We start from the raw sequence: 18,923 nt of genomic DNA on the forward strand, positions 1-18,923 counted from the left end.
GCCTTCTTCTGCTCAACCCAACTTGGAACGGGACTCGTCCGTCGATGCCGGATGAGTTCGCTCGACCGGGAGGACGTGATGCGTGAACCCGATATGCAAAAACTTGACGCCCTGATCGGCAATCTCGTGGGCGATGTCGGCGTCTCCGTTTCGGGCGCGCTTGTTGTGCTCGGGGACAGACTTGGGCTCTTCAAGGCGATGGCGGATGGAGAGCCCGTCAGCCCGCAGATGCTCGCGCAAAGGACCGGCTTGAAGGAACGCTATTTGCGGGAGTGGCTGTCAGCGCAGGCGGCCGCCGGCTATGTGACCTATGACGAGGGCAAAGACCGCTTCAGCCTGACCGCGGAACAGGCGATGGTCTTCGCCGAGGACGACAGTCCCGCCTTTTTCGCGGGCGCCTTCGAAATCGTCCAGTCGATGTGGATCGATGAACCCAAGGTCGCAGAAGCGTTCCGGACCGGCAAGGGCTTAGGCTGGCATGAGCACAGCAACTGCCTGTTTCGCGGCACCGAGCGCTTCTTCCGGCCCGGGTACAACAGCCACCTTGTGGCAGACTGGCTCCCGGCACTGGACGGTGTGCAGGAGCGCCTGGAGGAGGGCGCCGTCGTTGCCGATGTCGGCTGCGGCCATGGCGCTTCGACCATTCTGATGGCCTTGGCCTATCCCAAGTCCACCTTTACGGGCTTCGACTATCACGGGCCCTCGATAGAACGCGCGCGCGTCGCGGCGGAGGAAGCCGGTGTCGCCGAACGCGTGTCCTTCGCACAGGCCAGCGCGAAGGACTTTCCAGGTCGGTCCTGGGATCTCGTCGCCATGTTCGACTGCCTGCACGACATGGGCGATCCCGTCGGTGCAGGCAGGCACGTCAAGGAGACCTTGGGCCCGAACGGCACCTGGATGATCGTCGAGCCCTTTGCGCATGATAGCCTGAAGGACAATCTCAATCCGGTAGGCCGGATCTATTATGGCGCCTCGACTTTGATCTGCACGCCGGCCTCCCTGTCTCAGGAGGTGGGCCTCGGGCTTGGCGCCCAGGCCGGCGAGATGCGCCTTCGCAAGGTTGTGCTCGATGCCGGATTCTCGCATTTCCGGCGTGCGACCGAGACCCCGTTCAACATGGTCTTCGAGGTTCGGGCCTGAGAGAGGCCCCGCCGGCGTTTCAGCCGGTGGCCGTCGCCGCGTCATAGGCATCCTGCAGCATCAAGCGGCAGGCTTCCGCCTGGTCCCGTGCCGAGGGGAGGGTGATGTACTGGGTGATCTCGGCAAGGTCGCGCAGCGCGACGTCGACGGCCGTCAGAAGGTCGATGTCCAGCGGTTCCGGCATGGTGAGCGGCTGTACGGGTAAGCGGAACTGGAGGATCTGGCCCATTGGGAACTCTAACTGACGGCGAATCGTGCCGTCAGTTTCGTTCCGCAGGGTCAGTAAGACGTTAACGCCGAAGCGGAATGTGACGGGAACAGCGTCCTGCCCGAAATCCGTGGCCGCGCTCGCTCTACGCAGTTCAATCATTGTTGAACTATTTGCAAGGATGCTGAAGTATCCAGGCCCCGCGCTGGACTAGTCGATGAAGGCCGCAGTCGCGCCGAAATGCTCCCCGGGAAATGATCCCGCGCACTCTGCTTAAAGCGTTCTTTACAGATTTTGGTGATTTGATGGGAAATGCACGGCTCTGCCGTGCAGCCTGTCCGCCAGCCCTTGCCTGCAAGGGCTCCTTCTTCTTGGCCGCAACCACGCGCGAGCGTGTCGCGTTGATAACAAAAAATATAATGCGTCGGGGCGCAGTTCGATGAAGTCCATCCGTATCAAGATCCTGACCATGCTGCTCATTGTTGCAGCGGCCGCGCTCATTTCGGCAGTGCTGAGTTTCTATGCACTCTCGAAGGCGGATAGTCTGAACGAACGCGCAAGCAACCAGGGCGACATCGCCTTGCTGACGGAGCGGCTCAACGGGCACGTAACGGGTGTCGTGATGGAGTCGCGCGGCATCTACATGGCCAAGAACGCGCAGGAGATCGAGCAATATGGCAAGGGGATGGAAGATCGCTTCCCGCAGATGCGGCAGCTCGTCGAACGGCTGAAGGCGCTTTCCCCGGCAAGCGAACAGGAACGTGTTTCTCAGATCGAGAAGGCGGTCGCGGATTTTATCACCTATCGGACTGAAACCGTTCGTATCGGGCGGCAGGTTTCGGCCGCTGCGGCCAATGCGCAGGGCAATACCGATCTGAACCGGGCGAACCGGAAGGCCGTGAACGATCTCCTGGTCGCATTCGGTAAGCGCAACGAGGATGCCGGAAACGCGCTCGGCGACGAGGCGGCGGCCTTCACGACGCAGGCCAGGCTGGTTCTGCCGCTGGTGCTGCTCGTGACCCTGGTGGGTGCGCTCGGTGCGGCATTGATCTTCGCGCAGCGCTCGATCACCTCGCCGATCCTCGCCCTCAGTGCTGTCATGGAGCGCCTGACCGCCGGCGATACCAAGGTCGATGTGCCGCATGTCGCCCGTCAGGACGAGATCGGCACCATGGCCCGCGCCGTCTCGGTGTTGCGTGAAAGCACCGAGCAAGTCGCCGCACTGCAGGCGGAGGAGCGCGCAAGTGCGGAGCGTCGCCTGCGTCAGGCCGAGTCGATGGCCTCGGTCGTGTCGGATGTCGGCGAGGTCGTTGCGGCTGCTGCGTCCGGTGACTTCTCGGCGCGGCTCGCCATCGATGGCGCTGACGAACAGATGCAGAAGCTGATCAGCGGCATCAACGAGATCAACGCGGTGGTTGATTCTGCCACGACCGAGTTCGCGAAGGTGTTGCAGGCTGTTGCCTCCGGTGACCTGACGAACCGGGTCGATACCACTTATCGCGGTCGCTTCGCCGATCTGAAGGGCGCGATCAACGAGACCGTCGATCGCCTGTCCTCGACCGTGCGCACAATCCAGGTGACCGCCGGCGATGTCGGTCTGGCGTCCCGCGAGATCAACACAGGCGCCGACGACCTGTCGAAGCGCACCGAGGAGCAGGCGTCCTCGCTCGAGGAGACCGCCGCGACGACGGAGGAGCTTGCTGCTTCGGTCAAGGCTTCGGCCCAGTCTTCGAAACAGGCCGCGACGATCGCCGAGGACGCGATGCGAGCTGCGCAGTCGGGCGGCGAGATTGCCGGCAGGGCCGTCGAGGCCATGGCGCGCATCGAAAGCGCTTCGAAGAAGATCTCCGACATTATCCGCGTGATCGACGATATTGCCTTCCAGACCAATCTGCTCGCGCTSAACGCGGCGGTCGAGGCGGCGCGAGCCGGAGATGCCGGCAAGGGGTTTGCGGTCGTTGCGTCGGAAGTGCGTACCCTGGCGCAGCGCTCAGGCGCCGCCGCCAAGGACATCTCGGGGCTGATCTCCTCCTCGAATGCAGAGGTCACCGAGGGCGTCGAACTCGTGCGTCAGGCCGGTGCGGCCCTGACCGAAATCCTCGATGCGTCGCAGAAGGTCGCTGCCACCATCGCTGAGATCTCGACCGCGTCCGGCGAACAGGCCAATGGCATTGACGAGATGAGCCAGGCTGTCGCGCATCTCGATGAAATGACCCAGCAGAACGCAGCTTTGGCCGAGCAGAGTGCTGCCTCCGCTGCGTCGCTGGCGTCGCGGATCGGCCAGCTCAACGACCTCGTCGCGGCCTTCCGGACCGGGCCGGAGCAGGCAGGGCAGATGACTGCCCCGATCGCGACCGCTGCCGTCACCAAGATGGCGCCCCGCCCGGCGCGCCTTGCGACCAGGGCAGCGTCTTACGCGCCGCCCGCGTTGCGCGCTTCCGATATCGAGGCGATCGATGCAGGAGGCCCCGAGCCCGAGCGCCTGCGCCAGCTTGCCGAGGCGGCCTTCGCGCAGACCAAGGCTGCGCCGAAGCGCCCCGTCATGCCGGCCAAGAAGGTCGTCAACGGCCGCGCGTCCGATGCGGGCTGGGAAGAGTTCTGAGCCTGCCGCCTAAGGGCACGATGCACACCAAATGAAGAGGCCACCGGGTTCGCCCGGTGGCCTTTTCGTATCAGCGGAGAAGCGCGGCCTGTGCGAGGCTGCTCAGGCCCATTCGCCCTGACGGAAGACTGCGACGCGGCTGCCATCGGCATGCACACCGTCGATATCGACCTGGTTCGAGCCGATCATCCAGTCGATATGGATGAAGCTCTTGTTGCCGCCTTGCGCCGCGATCTGCTCGGGCGTGAGTCTGGCACCATCGACGAAACATTTCGAATAGCACTGGCCGAGCGCGATATGGCAGGAGGCGTTCTCGTCGAAGAGCGTATTGTAGAACAGGATGCCACTCTGCGAGATCGGCGAGGAATGCGGCACCAACGCCACTTCGCCGAGGCGACGCGCACCCTCATCGGTGTCGAGAACCTTGTTCAGCACCTCCTCACCACGCGTGGCCCTGGCCTCGACGATACGCCCTTCTTCAAAGCGCACCGAGATGCCATCGATCAGCGTGCCCTGATGCGAGAGCGGCTTGGTACTGACGACATGGCCGGAGACCCTCCTTGCATGCGGCGTGGTGAAGACCTCTTCGGTCGGGATGTTGGCATTGCAGGTCACGCCGTTCTTGGCAGTCGAGGCGCCGCCCTGCCACTCATGGCCGTCGGCAAGCCCGATCGTCAGATCCGTGCCCGGCCCGGAAAAGTGCAGCGAATGGAAGTTCTGCCCGTTCAGCCACTGCGTCCGGCTGCGGAGCGTCGCATTATGCGCAGCCCAGGCCGAAATGGGGTCGGCACGGTCAACCCGTGAGGCGGCGAAAATCGCCTCGGCCAGCTTGGCGACGGCGATGTCCTCTGCCTCGTCCGGGAAGACCTGGCGGGCCCAGGACGCGGTCGGATAGGCCAGGATGTTCCAGTTGATATCGAAGCCGGCGATTTTCTCGAGAGCGGGCTGATAGGCGATCGAATTGGCCTTGTTGGCGCGCGCGACCTTGGCTGGATCCTGGCCAGAGAGCAGCATCGGGTTGTCGCCAACGATGGCGAGGCGCGCGGTGTTGGCGGCAAAGGCTTTGCCGACGCCTTCATAGAGCCAGCCTGGCGCCCGGTCGAAGCTCGCATCCGGGGCATGGCGATAGCGTGAGAGCGTTACCTCCTCATCCGCCAGCATCGGCGTGACGAGCCCGGCGCCGGCCTTGTAGGCGTGCTCGGCGATCCGCCGGACCAGTGGCAGGGCGGCGACCGGCGCGGTCAGGAACAGATCCTGCCCGGCCTGGAGATTCAGGCCGACCTTGACGGCGACTTCGGCGAGCCTGTCGAGCTTGGCCGGATCGATCGATGCCAGGATATTCGGCTGATGCGTGGTCATGGAATACGGCCTCTCATGCTTGGCAAATCCCTGATCGGCATCATGCAGCCGATCAGGGCGTCTTTGCGGTTTGGCAACAAGAACATCGCCCCCTTGGTCAGGTGCAATGGGCTCAGGCATCGGCCCGAAAAGTGGATTGCGGTTTTCGGGAAAGCCGATGCAAATGCAGAGGCTGGATCCTCGGGTCGGATACGATATCCGGTCCGAGGATCTAGCCGAGCAAATTGCGCAGCGTGCGCATGAAGGCGCGCGAACCGGGCTCGATCAGGGCATCGGGAAAATCGAAATCCGGGTTGTGCAGCTGCGGCGAGTTTTCGCCCGAGCCTAGGATGAACATCGCCGATTTCGCCTGGCGGCCGAACAGGCCGAAATCCTCGGAGCCGCGCGAGGGCGAGCCCTCACCGTGCCGCAGCTTCTCGTCATCGAAGGCCTTGCGCAGGAGCGCCACCGCCTCGGCATCGTTTTCGCAGTGATGGAAGACGTCGTGATAGCTCAGCTCGATGCCAAGACCCGATGCTTCAGCCGCTTCGCGCACCAGCGCTTCGGCCCGTGTGCAAAGCGCGCCCATTTGCGCATCGTTCAGCGTGCGCAGCGTCGCCCAGATTTCGGCCCGGCCGGGTGCGATCCCAAAGGCAGCTTCGCCGATCGCGGCATGGGTCACGGTGACGAGCGCATAGGCCGCATCGAGCGGACCGCCGGGGCCGAGCGCCGTCAATGCCGGCATCAGCCGGGCTACTGCCGCAACCGGGGAGATGCCGTGTTCCGGCATGGAGGCGTGCGAGGTCTTGCCGGTCAGCACGATCTGCAGTCCGCGCGAGGCACAGTTTGCGGGGCCTTCGGAAAGCGTGATGTAGCCCAATGGCAGGCCGGGTTTATTGTGCAGCGAGAAGGCGTAATCCGGCGCGATTTCTGCGAATTTCGGGTCGGCGATGACGGCGGCGGCACCTGCGCCGTTCTCCTCTGCCGGCTGGAACAGAAGCACCGCGCGGCCGCGCTGCGGCCGTTGGCGGCCGAGCCCGCGCGCGAGCGCGGCGACCATGGTCATGTGCCCGTCATGGCCGCAGGCATGGGATTTGCCTGGCACCTGGGAGCGATGGGGGTTCTCGGAGATTTCCTCGATCGGCAGGGCGTCCAGTTCGCAGCGAACCATCACTGTCGGCCCCGGCTCGCGCCCTTCATAAATCGCCGCGACGCCGTGGCCGCCGAGCCCGATCACGATACGGTCCGGCTCGCTCGGGGCAAGGAAGGCAACCACTGCCTTCGCCGTCTCCTGTTCCTCGCCCGATATCTCGGGAGAGCGGTGCAACTGCTGCCGCCAGGCGACAAGCTCGACCATGTCGGAGTTGGTGAGAAACATTCCGCTATCCCCTGAGCGCCGGCTGAACCAGACCTGATGCCGGCTTCGTATGGCCAGAGAATTATCAACTTGCGTGGAGCGGCAAGCGCCATTCTTGCCTGCGGGGGGCGCGCTGTGCTCATTCCTCGCCCACAAGCCGATGGGTTTACTGCGGAGGCGGCTTCCCGACCCAAGGCCTCACCGGCTGCCTTCGAAACCCGCCAGGTACTTGCCCAGCAGTGCGTTGAGGGCCGCGTTCTCATCCGCGGAGAGTATGGAACTCAGCTGCGCCTGGGTTGCGACATGTGCCGTGACAGCAGCCTCGATTGTCGCAAATCCACGCTCGGTCAGTGAAATGATGAAACTGCGGCGATCTTCGGGGTTATGGGTGCGCTCGACGAGGCCCGTCTTCTCGAGCTGGTCGATGCGGTTCGTCAGCGTGCCCGAGGTGATCATCATCGTCGCCAGCAGATCTCCCGGCGACAGGCTATAGGGAGGGCCGGAGCGCCGCAGTGTCGCCAGCACGTCGAAACTTGCGCTGTTGAGGCCATGCTCGGCGAAGGTCTTCTCCATCTCACGGCCGAGATGCTGCGAGAGCCGCTTCATGCGGCCGAACAACCCCATCGGCGTGACATCGAGGTCCGGTCTTTCCCGGTTCCACTGCGCGAGAATTCCGTCGACATGGTCCATGCCGCCATCGTCGCGGCCAAATATCTTGACGTCAAGATATTTGTCATTATCTTGACGTCAAGATAATGAGCGAGACCGCCATCATGGCCCGCAATGCCGACTTGCTGCTGACCGCGATCGCCCCAGCTATCTGGGGCAGCACCTATCTGGTGACGACGGAGTTCCTGCCGCAGGGCTACCCACTGACCGTGTCGATGCTGCGTGCGCTCCCGGCTGGCCTCCTGCTGCTGCTCGCCGTCCGGCAATTGCCGCAGGGAATCTGGTGGGGACGGGTTCTCCTCCTCGGCGCGCTCAATTTCTCGCTGTTCTGGTGGATGCTGTTTATCGCAGCCTATCGGCTGCCGGGCGGTGTCGCGGCGACCGTAGGGGCGATCCAGCCGCTCGTCGTCCTGCTCCTCGCGCGTCTGCTGCTCGGTTTCGCCATCCGCCCGCTCGCCATCGTCGCAGCCATCGCCGGCATGGCAGGTGTCGCGCTGCTGATTCTGACGCCGCAGGCTGCGCTCGATCCGCTCGGCATCGCCGCTGGTCTCGCCAGTGCGCTGTCGATGGCGGCGGGCACGGTCCTGAGCCGGCGCTGGCAGCCGCCGGTCTCGCCACTGACCTTCACCGCCTGGCAGCTGACCGCGGGAGGAGCCCTGCTGCTGCCGGTGGTCCTCTGGCTCGAACCCGCACCGCCGACGCTGACCGGCACGAACATCCTCGGCCTTGCCTATCTCGGGCTGATCGGCGCTGCCCTGACCTATATCCTCTGGTTTCGCGGCATTGCCCGGCTGGGTCCCTCGACGGTCTCGCCGCTCGGCTTTCTCAGCCCGGTGACGGCTGTCATGCTCGGCTGGTCGGTGCTCGGCCAATCGCTCAGCCCTGCCCAGATCGCCGGCATGGCGATCGTCCTCGGCAGCGTCTGGCTGAGCCAGCGCGCTCAGCAGACTGTGCCGGCCAGCGCTCCCACGGTGGCGAAACCCCGGGAGGCGTGACGGGGCACGCCTCCTCGCGCGTGTCGTCGGTTATCCCTGAAACAGCTCTTCGTAGGCGAACAGTCCCTGATGGCCGCCGGTGTGCCAGAACACCACTGTCTCGTCGGGCCTGAACGCGCCACGCCGCACCAGCGAAAACAGCCCGGCCATAGCCTTGCCGGTATAGACGGGATCCAGAAGGATGCCCTCGAGGCGCGCGACACTGGTCACGGCTTCGAGCATCGCCGTCGTCGGCTGGCCGTAGCCGGGCCCGATCTGCGTTGCGTCGATCGTGATCGAGACATCGGCGACGCTCTGGCTCCCAGCAAGCGCGAGCGTGTCGCGCGCAAGGCCGGCGACGATACCGCGGGCCTCTTCGGCCTGCCGCGAGACGCTGATGCCGTGGACGGCGCAAGCGAGGCCCAACGTCTGCACACCTGCAACGATGCCGGCATGAGTGCCACCGCTGCCGGTCGCCAGCACGATATGGTCGATCTGTCGGCCTGCGGCCTTGGCCTGCCCGGCGAGTTCGACCAGCGCATCATGATAGGCGAGGCCGCCCAGTGCATTGGAGCCGCCGATCGGGATGAAATAGGGCCGTCGGCCCTGCGCACGCAGCGCAGCCAGGTTCTGTTCGAGCGCCTCCATGGCGTCCTGCTCGGCGGTTAGGATGCGAATATCGGCGCCGAGCAATCGGTCGAGCAGGATATTGCCGTTGGCCCGGTAGCTCGCGCTGCGTCCGCTGATCTTGTCGGTCAGGAGCAGAACGCAGCCGAGGCCGTTCCTGCCGGCGGCCGCAGCCGTCTGCCGCGCATGATTGGACTGGATGGCCCCGAGCGTGACCAGCGTATCGGCCCCCTGCTGCAGCGCTTCGCCGACGAGATATTCGAGCTTGCGCGCCTTGTTGCCGCCGCCGGCAAGGCCCGTGCAGTCGTCCCGCTTGATCCAGATCGAGGGAGCGGGGCCATGGCGCCCGAGTTCCCGCGACAGCCGGGGCAGTTCCTCGAAGGGGGTCGGCAGGATCGAAAGCGGAGCCCGGCTCCGCTCAGCCAATGACCAGGGCTTGTTCATGTCGATTGTTCCTCACCGAGACCGGCGCAGTGGCGCTGCGGCCCACCATAGCGGCGGGTTGGAAAAAGGCAGCCGCGCCAGGGCGGGACAGCCATGCGCCTGGCTGTCACATCCTCCTCGAAATTCGCGGATCAAGCTTGTCGCGCAGCCCGTCGCCGAGCAGGTTGACTGCGAGCACCACCAGCGCCAGCGCGATCGCCGGACAAAAGATCGTCCAGGGCGCGCGCGCCAGGTAGAGCCTGCTGGAGGCGATCATGTTGCCCCAGCTCGGCGTTTCCGGCGGCACGCCGGCGCCGAGGAATGACAGCGACGCTTCCACCAGGATTGCCGATGCGCAGATATAGGTCGCCTGCACGATCAGGGGCGCGATGGTGCTCGGCATGATGTGAAGCACCAGAATCCGCGGCGTCCGCGCCCCGCAGGCGATCACCGCCTCAACGAAAGGCAGCTCGCGGACACTGAGCACGATCGAGCGCACGAGCCTGACCACGCGAGGCAGTTCCGGAATGGCGATGGCGGCAATGACGATTCCGATGCTGCCCTGGTTGAGGGCGACCAGTGCGATCGCAAGCAGGATCGCTGGAATCGCCATCAGCCCGTCCATCAGGCGCATGACCGGGGTCTCGATCCAGCGGTAGTAGCCGGCCATCAGCCCGATCAGYAGCCCGGCGCTGATCGAGATCGTCGCGACGGTGAGACCGACGATCAGTGAGACGCGTGCTCCGTAGACGGTGCGGGCGAAGACATCCTGGCCGAGATGGTCGGTGCCGAACCAGAACTGCGCGGATGGCGGCAGCAGCCGGCGTGTTGGCGCCTTCAGCATCGGGTCGCCGGCGAGCAGTGGCGCGAAGATCGCGATCGCGACGAAGAAGATCAGGATGGCGCCGCCCAGCAGCATCGTCGGGTTGCGCCGGGCGAAGCGCCTGAACCGGGCGCCGAGACTGCGCGGCGCAGGGCTGAGGGTGGAAGGGGCGGTATGGGCCGTGATCACGCTCATCGCTTCGCTCTCTCAGTACCGGATCCGGGGATCGATCAGCGAATAGGAGAGGTCGACGAGCAGATTGACCAGGACGTAGATGCCGGAGAACAGCAGGATCACGCCCTGGATGATCGGATAGTCGCGCTTCGAGATGGCATCGACAACGAGCCGTCCGATGCCGGGTATGTTGAACACCGTCTCCGTGATGACGACGCCGCCGATGAGAAGCGCGACGCCTATGCCGATCACCGTGATGATCGGTACGCCGGCGTTCTTGAGCGCATGCTTCATCAGCATCGTCTTCGTCGTGACACCTTTGGCCTTTGCCGTCCGGATATAGTCTTCCTCGAGCACCTCCAGCATCGAAGCGCGCGTCATGCGCGCGATCAGCGCGATATAGGCGAGGCCGAGCGTGACGGTCGGCAGGATGAGGTGGAGCAGCCACGGCCCCACGCCTTCGGCGAGCGGCTTGTAGCCCTGGACCGGAAGCCAGCGCAGCTCGATAGCGAAGATGTAGATCAGGCCGTAGCCCACGACGAAGGCCGGCATTGAGAAGCCGAGCACGGAGAAGCCCATCAGGGCACGGTCAACCAGGCTTCCGACCCTCCAGGCCGCGATCACACCGAGGCTGACCGCGATGCTGACGGCGAAGAGCATGGTCAGYAGCGCGAGCGAAAGCGTCGGCTCCAGTCGTTGGAGGATCAGCCTGCTGACTGGCGTGTTCGAAAAGATCGAAACCCCGAGATCTCCGCTCAGCACGCGTGCGGCCCAACGCCAGAATTGTACCAGCAGCGGATCGTCGAGCCCGAGCCGCTGACGGATGGCGACGATCTGCTGGGGCGTCGCGTAATCGCCGGCGATGATCGCGGCTGGATCGCCGGCCGAGAAATGCAGCAGCAGGAAGACGAAGATACCGACGAGCGTCATCACCAGCAGGGTTTGGGCCAGCCGTTGGGCGATGTAACTGAGCATGGGGTCGATCGTCCTCCTTCAGCCTAAGCAGGCTGGAAGCGGCAGGCCGGTCGCGCCGCGCGCCGGCTGCGCCGTCCACCAGCCCGCCGGAATGGTCCGACGCCGGCCGGGGCAATACATGTGCGGCACGAAATCCCAGGCGTTCTGCTGCATGTCGCGCGCGATCTGCCGGCGTTCGGCATCATTCGAGGCGGCCGCCCATTTGTCGCGGAAGGCTTCGTGCTTCTCGTCGGTCGGCCAACCGAACCAGCCCTTCTCGCCATTGGCGGCATGGCCGCTGAGCGCCACGGGATTGCCGAAGGCATTGACCGAACCCGAGGTGAAGAAGACGTTCCAGCCGCCCTGGTCCGGGGGGCTCTTGACGGCACGCCGCGTGATGACCGCACCCCAGTCCGAGGCCTGCAGCGACACGTTGAAGCCAGCCTGGCGCATCCACTGCGCGATCAGGTTCGCGGCATTGTTCATATAGGCGATGTTGGTAGCGTGCAGCACGACGACGGGGCGGCCGTCATAGCCGGATTCCTTGACGAGCTGCTTGGCCTTCTCGATGTTCTGGCCGCCCTTGAACCAGTCGATATTGGCGTCATTCTCCATCGGCGTGCCCATGCCGAACAGCGAAGAGCAGCCCTTGAAGTATTTCTCGTCGCCGAAGGTCGCCTTCATCACCTCGGTCGTGTGAATCAGGTGGAGCATCGCCTGGCGGGCCTTGACGTTGTTGAACGGCGGGTGGAGCCAGTTGACGCGAGCCCAGCCGAGTTGGCCCTGTTTGTTCAGGACCTCGAGCTTGATCTCTTTCTCGCCCTCCAGCGAGGACAGCAGATCGACATTCGGGTACTCGATCATGTCGATCTCGCCGGCGCGGATGGCAGCGATCGCCGTCGCCTCGTCCGCGATGTTCTCGTAGACGACGCGGTCGACATTCACGACCTTGCCGCCGGAGGTGAAGACGGCCGGCTCCGAACGCGGCACATAGTTCGGGTTCTTGTCGTAGACGTAGCGCTGGCCCTGGACGACGGCGTCTTGGTTCATGACGAACGGGCCTGAGCCGATGATCGTCTGGATCTGCTGCATCGGGTCGGTCTGCGCTTCCTTCTCGCGCATGATGTAGCAGGCATTGGTCGCCGCCTTGGCGAGCCAATCGACAGCCAGGCTGTAGGGTTCCTTCATCACGATCTGGAAGGTCTTGTCGTCCTTGATCGGCGTATCGGCGAGGCGAGCCATCATGTGCTGGCCGCCGCCGTCGCGCGCGCCCCAGCGCCGGATCGAGGCGACGCAGTCGCGCGCCGTCACCGGCGTGCCGTCGGTGAAGCGCAAGCCGTCACGGAGTTCGAAATTATAGGTCTTGCGATCGTCCGAAAGGCTCCATTTCGAGACCATCTGCGGCTTGGCGTCGAATTTGTCGTCGACCCCGAACAGCGTGTCGTAGACCATGGCAGCATGGTAGGAGGTCATGTTCGCGGTCGTCCAGACCGGGTCGAAGACGCGAAGATCGCCATGCAGCACGGCGCGGACGGTGCGTGAGACGGGTGGGGTGGTCTGGGCCCTCAGGCGGGCAGGCGCGGCGGTCAGTGCTCCAGCGGCGAGACTGCCCTGGACGAATCTGCGGCGTGTGGTCGTCATGTCTCTCTCCCTCCAAGAGATGCTGAATGACCGCGAGCATTCGCTTCGTCTGGCCACCCTCGGTGATCAAATCACGGTCAAGTCTCCTTCCACGCGGCCAGGCTCAGACGACGATGCGGCCGGGCGGCAGCGGGTCGTGAGGCCAGAGCGGCCGGGCGATCTTGCGATAGGGGTATTTGCGCACGTCGAGATGCGAGGGGCCGCCGCCGTCGGTGTAGATCACCGCACTGGCGATCGGCCCATAGGCGGCATGGAAATGGTTGGTCGATTTGACGCTGACGATGCGCTTCTGCGTCGGGTCGATGCCGACGCTGGTAAAAATCTCGAGCCCCAGCGCCTGCGTGCGATGCGATAAGAGCGCGACGTCGATGCCGTCGATGCGGATGCCGACGGCATTGCCGATCGGGACCTTGGCTGTGCCGAAGCTCTGGGTGCCGTTGCGGATGGCTCCGAGCACGGTGACATCGCCGTCGACCGGCTTGCCCGAGGTCGAGGCGGCCTTGCCGCCGAAGCGCAGCGGGATGGTGGCGCCGACACCGGCGGTCAGGCAGAATTCGACGGCGACAGGGTCCCAGACCGGACCGATCGCCGCATCGCGAATACCCCGTTCGCGCAGGCGGTGGATGATGTTGGTATTGTCGGACGCCGCCCCCCCTCCGGCATTGTCGGTCGAATCTGCAATCACGCTCGGGCCGTTGGCAGAACTGCCGAGAGCCCGGTCAAGCGCTTCGTCGAGCGGGACCACCGGCGGAGCGAATTGCCCCTTCAGGGAGCGGAACTCCTCGCCGAGCCGCGCGGCGAGCGCATCTCCGGCGGCCTTGGCATTGTCGGTGACGACCAGGACCCGCGTGCCGATCTCCGGCACGTCGCCTTGCTGGAAACCGTGAGCGAGCGAGACCGAAAGCACGGCGTCCTTGCCCTCGAGTGCGCTCATCCGGTCGACGAAGGAGCGCCCGGGCTCACGCGTGGTCGGCACCAGCTCGATCATCCGGCAGTCATAGAGCGACATCACCGGCTTGATCGTGCCACGGATCGTCGCAAGGATGATGTCGACCAATTCCTCGGCCCGCTCGACGAAGTCGATATGCGGGTATTCCTTGTAGAGGATGATGGCGTCCGCCAGCCGCACGCGCTTTTCGGTCAGGTGGCAATGCGGATCGAGCTCGACACCGATCGGCACCTTCGGCCCGACGATGGCGCGAACATGTTCCAGAATGTCGCCCTCGCAATCGTCATAGCCATGCGCGACCATGGCCCCATGCAGTCCGAGCAGGACGCCGTCGACCGGCATTGCGGCGTTGAGTTGGCCGAGGATCTCGTCCCGCATCTCCTCGTAATCGGCCTGGGCACAGGTTCCCGAGGGCTCGGCCCAGAAGCAGGAACCTTCGATCAGCGTGAAACCGTCTCGCTCTGCCCGCTGGCGCGCCACGTAAAGTGGCGCGGTGCAATGCGTCGCCCGGTCGGGATGCTGACCTGCGGGAAAATAGGCCGATGCCTCGAAATTCGCGCGGGATGTCGGGATAGGCGAAAACGTATTCGTCTCGGTAGCAAGCGACGCGGCGAACAGACGCATAATCAGAGCCTTCCCGTTTCGTGCGGAGGCAAGCTCCGACGTCAGCAATGCGCCTGTCAAGCTGCGTCGCAGCAAGAAATCCTGCTTTGTGATGCTCGCAATCCCGGAGCTGAGGTCAATGGCCATTGACGACGGCAATGGGGGCATTCGTCGTTCTACATCCTATCCGCGCAAATCCACTTTTCCCGGTCATCAGGGGTGTAGGAGAATCCGGCCGGCCGCGTGAAGCTTGGGCCCCCGGGTACCGCCCATCATGTCGCTGCGGGCCGCCGTGGCCGTCGGCCCGCCTGCGCTTTGGACGACTTCGGGCCACACCGCGTTGGAACCGCCGGCCGTCGGCGGCGTTAGCCAGCAAGACGGGTCGCGAGGATTTGCCCCATGAACAGCACTCGAATTGGCGGGCTGCTCAGCATTGGCCTGAGCACCTTTGTTCTTGTGACACCCGCTCACTCTGCCGGGTTCTTCGATGAACTGGCCCGAGCCGTGTTCGGGAGACCTCCTCCGCAGGTTTACCCGACTGGGCCTGAACCGCTCGATGTGACCGTTCGGCCGACGCGTCGTTCGCATCAGCGGAAAGCCGTCGTATCCAGGCCGACGCCTCCAGTCGTAAAACTCGATCCGGCCACCGATCACTATTGGTATCTGGACGACCCGACCCTGCGCCGCGGCGATATCGTCGTTACACGTTCGGACGTTCTGGTCTTTGAGGGGCGCGCCAGTCAAAACCACAGTGCCAGCGATTTTACTGCCCTCGGGAAGTCTCGCCTCGTATCCAGGTCCACCCAGCAGAGGGTCGAGGCGGCGGCGGGCGGTCGCAAGTTCGAACCAGACCCCGGCCCACGAACCATCGCCGAGCGCGACCCTGCGAATTGATCCGCGGCGCATGGATCATTGCACGGCAGGCGGCCGCTAGCAGGGCGGCGTAACCCGTTGCTGCTTCGCGAGCTCGCTCTCACGATGCGCCCCGCATCGCGTTCGAGCGAGAAGTGCTGCTGATCCCCGCGGAGAGCGATATAATCAGCCCGATCGAGAGGAACCCGCCTGACCATATCCTGCTGCTGACCGTTGAAATCCCCTGGAGGAGGACCCGGATCATGGCCGCCAAGGAGTTGAAGTTCTCGTCCGACGCCCGCGAGAGGATGCTGCGCGGTGTCGAAATCCTGGCCAACGCCGTCAAGGTCACGCTTGGTCCCAAGGGGCGCAACGTCGTGATCGAGAAGTCGTTCGGTGCGCCCCGCATCACCAAGGATGGCGTCGCCGTCGCCAGGGAGATCGAACTTGCCGACAAGTTCGAGAACATGGGCGCAAGGATGGTGCGCGAGGTCGCTTCAAAACAGCATGACGCCGCCGGCGACGGCACCACGACGGCAACTGTATTGGCCCACGCCATCGTCCGTGAGGGAGCCAAGGCCGTCGCCGCTGGCATGAACCCAATGGATCTGAAGCGCGGCATCGACATGGCGGTCGAGGCTGCGGTGGCAGATTTCAAGAAGAGGGCCAAGACGGTCACGGCCAATAGCGAGATCGCTCAGATCGGCACCATCTCGGCCAATGGCGACACCAAGATCGGGGCGATGATCGCCGCGGCGATGAAGAAGGTCGGCAACGAGGGTGTCATCACGGTCGAGGAGGCAAAATCGCTCGAGATCGAGCTCGATGTGGTCGAGGGCATGCGGTTCGATCGTGGCTATATTTCACCTTATTTCATCACAGATGCGGAGAAGATGCGGGCCGAGCTCGAAGACGCCTATATCCTGATCCACGAGAAGAAACTCTCCTCGCTCCAGGCCATGTTGCCGCTGCTCGAGGCGGTGGTGCAAACCGGCAGGCCGCTGCTGATCATCGCCGAGGACGTGGAAGGGGAGGCTCTCGCCACGCTCGTGGTCAACAAGCTGCGGGGTGGCCTCAAGGTTGCGGCCGTCAAGGCTCCGGGCTTCGGCGATCGCCGCAAGGCCATGCTGGAGGATATTGCGATCCTCACTGGCGGAACCGCCATTTCCGATGATCTCGGCATCAAGCTCGAGACCGTCACGCTCCAAATGCTCGGCAGCGCCAAGAAAGTCATGATCGAGAAGGAAAGCACCACAATCGTTGACGGTGCCGGCAGGAAGAAGGAGATTGGCGCTCGCGTGGCACAGATCAAGGCGCAGATCGAGGAGACCAGCTCGGACTACGATCGTGAGAAGCTCCAGGAGCGTCTGGCCAAGCTCGCCGGTGGCGTTGCGGTCATCCGCGTCGGCGGCGCGACCGAGATCGAGGTCAAGGAGAAGAAGGATCGTGTCGACGATGCCATGCACGCGACCCGCGCGGCGGTCGAGGAAGGCATCCTGCCGGGGGGCGGCGTGGCGCTGTTGAGGGCGATGAAGGCCCTTGCCGCCGTCAAGCCCGCCAATGCCGACCAGAGAACCGGCGTCGAGATCGTGCGCCGCGCGCTGCAGGCTCCGGCCCGACAGATCGTCGAAAACGCCGGCGCCGACGGTGCGGTCATCGTCGGCAAGCTGATCGAGAAGGATGACTACAACCAGGGCTACAATGCCGCGACAGGGGAGTATCAGGATCTTGTGGCGAATGGGGTGATCGATCCGGCCAAGGTGGTGCGGACCGCCCTTCAGGATGCGGCGTCGATCGCCTCGTTGCTGATCATGACCGAGGCGATCATTGCCGAGCTGCCGAAGAAGGAAGCGCCGCAGGCGATGCCGGGCGGCATGGATTTCTGATGATTGATACGGGCGGACTCGATCGGGTGTCGCTTGCGAAGGAGATCCGGCTGGATCATTGGGGGTGCATCGCGCGCGCCAGCTCGGAGGTTTCTGGCGCTGTCTCTCACGCGTCACCACGGTGCGCCTGCTATTCGTGGGTCAGCTTCAGCGGGTGTACCGGCTTGTTTCGCCTCACGCGCATTGCAACGGCGAGCCCTGGAATGAGATCGAGACGCCTATAGACACAAATGCCGGTCGCGACATTCCAGAGCACCATGGTCGCCGTGGTGGCCACTGCCGCGCCGATTGCTCCGTAGAGCGCGATTCCTATGGCGCAGGCTGCGACGTTCGCGGCGGCGCTCGCAACCATGATGACCGCGGCGGCGCGCTCATGGCCGGTCATGGTCAAGAGGTTCTGATGCGGGCCGGCCGCCGCGGCAAAGACCTGACCGATCATCAGGATCTGAGCAACATGAACTGCGGCGACGAAATCCTTGCCAAACCATCGTAGCCCCGGCTCGAGTACCACCAGAAGCGGCACAGCCAGCATGACGGCCCCGACGAAGGACAACACGCTGGCGCGCGCGAACAGCGCCTGCAGGCCCAGCCGGTCCCCGCGCGCGTGAAGGTCTGCGATCGTGGGGGCAAATACGGTGCTCACGGCGACGCGCGGCAACAGGAGCAGCATCGCCACATTGAAACCGACCGCAAACGTACCAGCATCCCGGATGTTGCCGGTCCAGCCGAGCAGCATCACCCCCGTGCGGTTCATCAGGGTGTCGACGGCCGTCATGATCATGATGGGAAAGACGGCGGTCAACCAATAGCGCGGAGCGTAGGTCGAGTTGACGCCTCGCAGAGCAAGAGGCCAGAGCTGGCGCATGATCACGCAGACCACGCCCACCGTGACCGCCGAGCTGATCAACAGCGCAGCCATGACGAGCGCTGCGTCCAGCCGCCATGAAGCCGCGGTGGCGGCCAGGACGACAAGCACGAGCAAGAGGCCGTCACGGACGATGCGTTCCGGCAAAAGAGCCGAAACGATTCCGCCGAAAGCGCGTAGCAGCGTCGCACCGATCAGATACATCGTGACCAGCGGGACTGTGGCCATCCCGATCAGCAGGCTGATGCTAAGCTCCGAGTGCGGGCGAGCGGAGGAAACGGCCACGATTCCGGCGCCGATTCCGGCGAGAACGATGGCTGCCACGAGGGTCCAGCCCACGGCAAACTGAATCACACCACGCGCCAGAGACCACTCCCCCTTCGCACCATAGGCCGGCACGAACCGAAGCAGGGCAACATTGAAGCCGAGGGTCGCGCTGTAGGCCRGGAGGCTGACCCAGGCAAAGGCGTAGGAATATGTGCCATAGCTGGAAAGGCCGACCAGCCGGGCGATCTCGAACTGCGCAACGCTCGTAAGTCCTGCGCCGCCGACATAGACGACCAGAGCCCAAACGCTCCCGGATGAGAGCCGGTGAGCGAGGTCACTGCTGCCCTTCGCACTGGTTTCGCCGCTTGCCGGCGCGGCCGCGGGCTCAGATAGAGCGGTCGCTGTCGGCGCATTATCGCTGCGGGCCAGCCGGGTGATGGTGGCGTAACTTGTCAACATCAGATCAATACCCAGCGTTGTGACTGTAATCGATCATGACCGACGCCAGCTCATGAAGCTGCGGATGTCTTTGAAATGGAAGCCGGCATCGTGCTCGGTATCGACCCAGGTC

General features: G+C 64.4%; 15 protein-coding genes. 5 read left to right on the plus strand and 10 right to left on the minus strand.

Annotated elements, in window-relative coordinates:
- Positions 1 to 78 precede the first annotated feature (78 nt).
- Positions 79 to 1,140 (plus strand): class I SAM-dependent methyltransferase, encoded by a 1,062-nt coding sequence (locus tag AC1D34_RS26130; RefSeq protein ID WP_476825758.1) that lies wholly within the window; start codon positions 79 to 81, stop codon positions 1,138 to 1,140.
- A gap of 19 nt (positions 1,141 to 1,159) precedes the next feature.
- On the opposite strand, the gene AC1D34_RS26135 is transcribed toward AC1D34_RS26130, so the two are convergent.
- Positions 1,160 to 1,510, minus strand: a complete 351-nt coding sequence (locus AC1D34_RS26135) for a hypothetical protein (protein WP_441490631.1) — start codon at positions 1,508 to 1,510, stop codon at positions 1,160 to 1,162.
- Positions 1,511 to 1,787: 277 nt separating this feature from the next.
- Between AC1D34_RS26135 and AC1D34_RS26140 the strand changes: the two genes are divergently transcribed.
- Entirely contained in the window at positions 1,788 to 3,950 is a 2,163-nt protein-coding gene (locus tag AC1D34_RS26140) for a methyl-accepting chemotaxis protein (RefSeq protein ID WP_476825759.1), read from the plus strand.
- A gap of 102 nt (positions 3,951 to 4,052) precedes the next feature.
- On the opposite strand, the gene AC1D34_RS26145 is transcribed toward AC1D34_RS26140, so the two are convergent.
- From AC1D34_RS26145 to AC1D34_RS26155, 3 genes are all read right to left on the minus strand, one after another.
- Complete coding sequence (locus AC1D34_RS26145) at positions 4,053 to 5,309, minus strand: aminopeptidase (RefSeq protein ID WP_476825760.1); 1,257 nt, start codon at positions 5,307 to 5,309, stop codon at positions 4,053 to 4,055.
- Between the two features lie 211 nt (positions 5,310 to 5,520).
- On the minus strand, positions 5,521 to 6,666 hold the full coding sequence (locus tag AC1D34_RS26150; RefSeq protein ID WP_476825761.1) for an amidohydrolase: 1,146 nt from the start codon (positions 6,664 to 6,666) through the stop codon (positions 5,521 to 5,523).
- Between the two features lie 177 nt (positions 6,667 to 6,843).
- A complete protein-coding gene (locus tag AC1D34_RS26155; protein ID WP_476825762.1) occupies positions 6,844 to 7,335 on the minus strand; it encodes a MarR family winged helix-turn-helix transcriptional regulator in 492 nt (163 codons plus the stop codon).
- A gap of 83 nt (positions 7,336 to 7,418) precedes the next feature.
- Here AC1D34_RS26155 and AC1D34_RS26160 point away from each other — a divergent pair, with 83 nt between their 5' ends.
- Positions 7,419 to 8,309, plus strand: coding sequence for an EamA family transporter (locus AC1D34_RS26160; RefSeq protein ID WP_441490816.1), 891 nt, complete (start codon positions 7,419 to 7,421; stop codon positions 8,307 to 8,309).
- 30 nt (positions 8,310 to 8,339) lie between these two features.
- Here AC1D34_RS26160 and AC1D34_RS26165 read toward each other — a convergent pair whose 3' ends face one another.
- The 5 genes from AC1D34_RS26165 to AC1D34_RS26185 all read right to left on the minus strand — a co-directional run bounded on the left by AC1D34_RS26165 (position 8,340) and on the right by AC1D34_RS26185 (position 14,503).
- Positions 8,340 to 9,359 (minus strand): D-cysteine desulfhydrase family protein, encoded by a 1,020-nt coding sequence (locus AC1D34_RS26165; protein ID WP_476825763.1) that lies wholly within the window; start codon positions 9,357 to 9,359, stop codon positions 8,340 to 8,342.
- 106 nt (positions 9,360 to 9,465) lie between these two features.
- Positions 9,466 to 10,356, minus strand: coding sequence for an ABC transporter permease (locus tag AC1D34_RS26170; protein WP_441490637.1), 891 nt, complete (start codon positions 10,354 to 10,356; stop codon positions 9,466 to 9,468).
- A gap of 12 nt (positions 10,357 to 10,368) precedes the next feature.
- Complete coding sequence (locus tag AC1D34_RS26175) at positions 10,369 to 11,310, minus strand: ABC transporter permease (protein WP_476825764.1); 942 nt, start codon at positions 11,308 to 11,310, stop codon at positions 10,369 to 10,371.
- An 18-nt stretch (positions 11,311 to 11,328) separates the two neighbouring features.
- Positions 11,329 to 12,930: an ABC transporter substrate-binding protein gene (locus AC1D34_RS26180; protein ID WP_476825765.1), complete on the minus strand. Its 1,602-nt coding sequence runs from the start codon at positions 12,928 to 12,930 to the stop codon at positions 11,329 to 11,331.
- A 103-nt stretch (positions 12,931 to 13,033) separates the two neighbouring features.
- A complete protein-coding gene (locus AC1D34_RS26185) occupies positions 13,034 to 14,503 on the minus strand; it encodes a M81 family metallopeptidase (RefSeq protein ID WP_441490640.1) in 1,470 nt (489 codons plus the stop codon).
- A gap of 378 nt (positions 14,504 to 14,881) precedes the next feature.
- Here AC1D34_RS26185 and AC1D34_RS26190 point away from each other — a divergent pair, with 378 nt between their 5' ends.
- Complete coding sequence (locus tag AC1D34_RS26190) at positions 14,882 to 15,376, plus strand: hypothetical protein (protein ID WP_441490641.1); 495 nt, start codon at positions 14,882 to 14,884, stop codon at positions 15,374 to 15,376.
- Between the two features lie 221 nt (positions 15,377 to 15,597).
- Positions 15,598 to 17,220: a chaperonin GroEL gene (groL, locus tag AC1D34_RS26195; RefSeq protein ID WP_441490642.1), complete on the plus strand. Its 1,623-nt coding sequence runs from the start codon at positions 15,598 to 15,600 to the stop codon at positions 17,218 to 17,220.
- A 130-nt stretch (positions 17,221 to 17,350) separates the two neighbouring features.
- Here groL and AC1D34_RS26200 read toward each other — a convergent pair whose 3' ends face one another.
- Positions 17,351 to 18,811, minus strand: coding sequence for a lipopolysaccharide biosynthesis protein (locus AC1D34_RS26200; RefSeq protein WP_476825766.1), 1,461 nt, complete (start codon positions 18,809 to 18,811; stop codon positions 17,351 to 17,353).
- Between the last annotated feature and the right edge of the window lie 112 nt (positions 18,812 to 18,923).

The organism is Allobosea sp. P1_A7 (assembly GCF_056406775.1).

Bases quoted from the DNA above. Each gene is read 5' to 3' on its own strand.
- AC1D34_RS26135 (WP_441490631.1), bottom strand. From the start codon at position 1,510: ATGATTGAACTGCGTAGAGCGAGCGCGGCCACGGATTTCGGGCAGGAC.
- AC1D34_RS26190 (WP_441490641.1), top strand. From the start codon at position 14,882: ATGAACAGCACTCGAATTGGCGGGCTGCTCAGCATTGGCCTGAGCACC.
- AC1D34_RS26185 (WP_441490640.1), bottom strand. From the start codon at position 14,503: ATGCGTCTGTTCGCCGCGTCGCTTGCTACCGAGACGAATACGTTTTCG.
- AC1D34_RS26165 (WP_476825763.1), bottom strand. From the start codon at position 9,359: ATGAACAAGCCCTGGTCATTGGCTGAGCGGAGCCGGGCTCCGCTTTCG.
- AC1D34_RS26150 (WP_476825761.1), bottom strand. From the start codon at position 6,666: ATGTTTCTCACCAACTCCGACATGGTCGAGCTTGTCGCCTGGCGGCAG.
- groL (WP_441490642.1), top strand. From the start codon at position 15,598: ATGGCCGCCAAGGAGTTGAAGTTCTCGTCCGACGCCCGCGAGAGGATG.
- AC1D34_RS26130 (WP_476825758.1), top strand. From the start codon at position 79: ATGCGTGAACCCGATATGCAAAAACTTGACGCCCTGATCGGCAATCTC.
- AC1D34_RS26160 (WP_441490816.1), top strand. From the start codon at position 7,419: ATGGCCCGCAATGCCGACTTGCTGCTGACCGCGATCGCCCCAGCTATC.
- AC1D34_RS26155 (WP_476825762.1), bottom strand. From the start codon at position 7,335: ATGGACCATGTCGACGGAATTCTCGCGCAGTGGAACCGGGAAAGACCG.
- AC1D34_RS26145 (WP_476825760.1), bottom strand. From the start codon at position 5,309: ATGACCACGCATCAGCCGAATATCCTGGCATCGATCGATCCGGCCAAG.
- AC1D34_RS26180 (WP_476825765.1), bottom strand. From the start codon at position 12,930: ATGACGACCACACGCCGCAGATTCGTCCAGGGCAGTCTCGCCGCTGGA.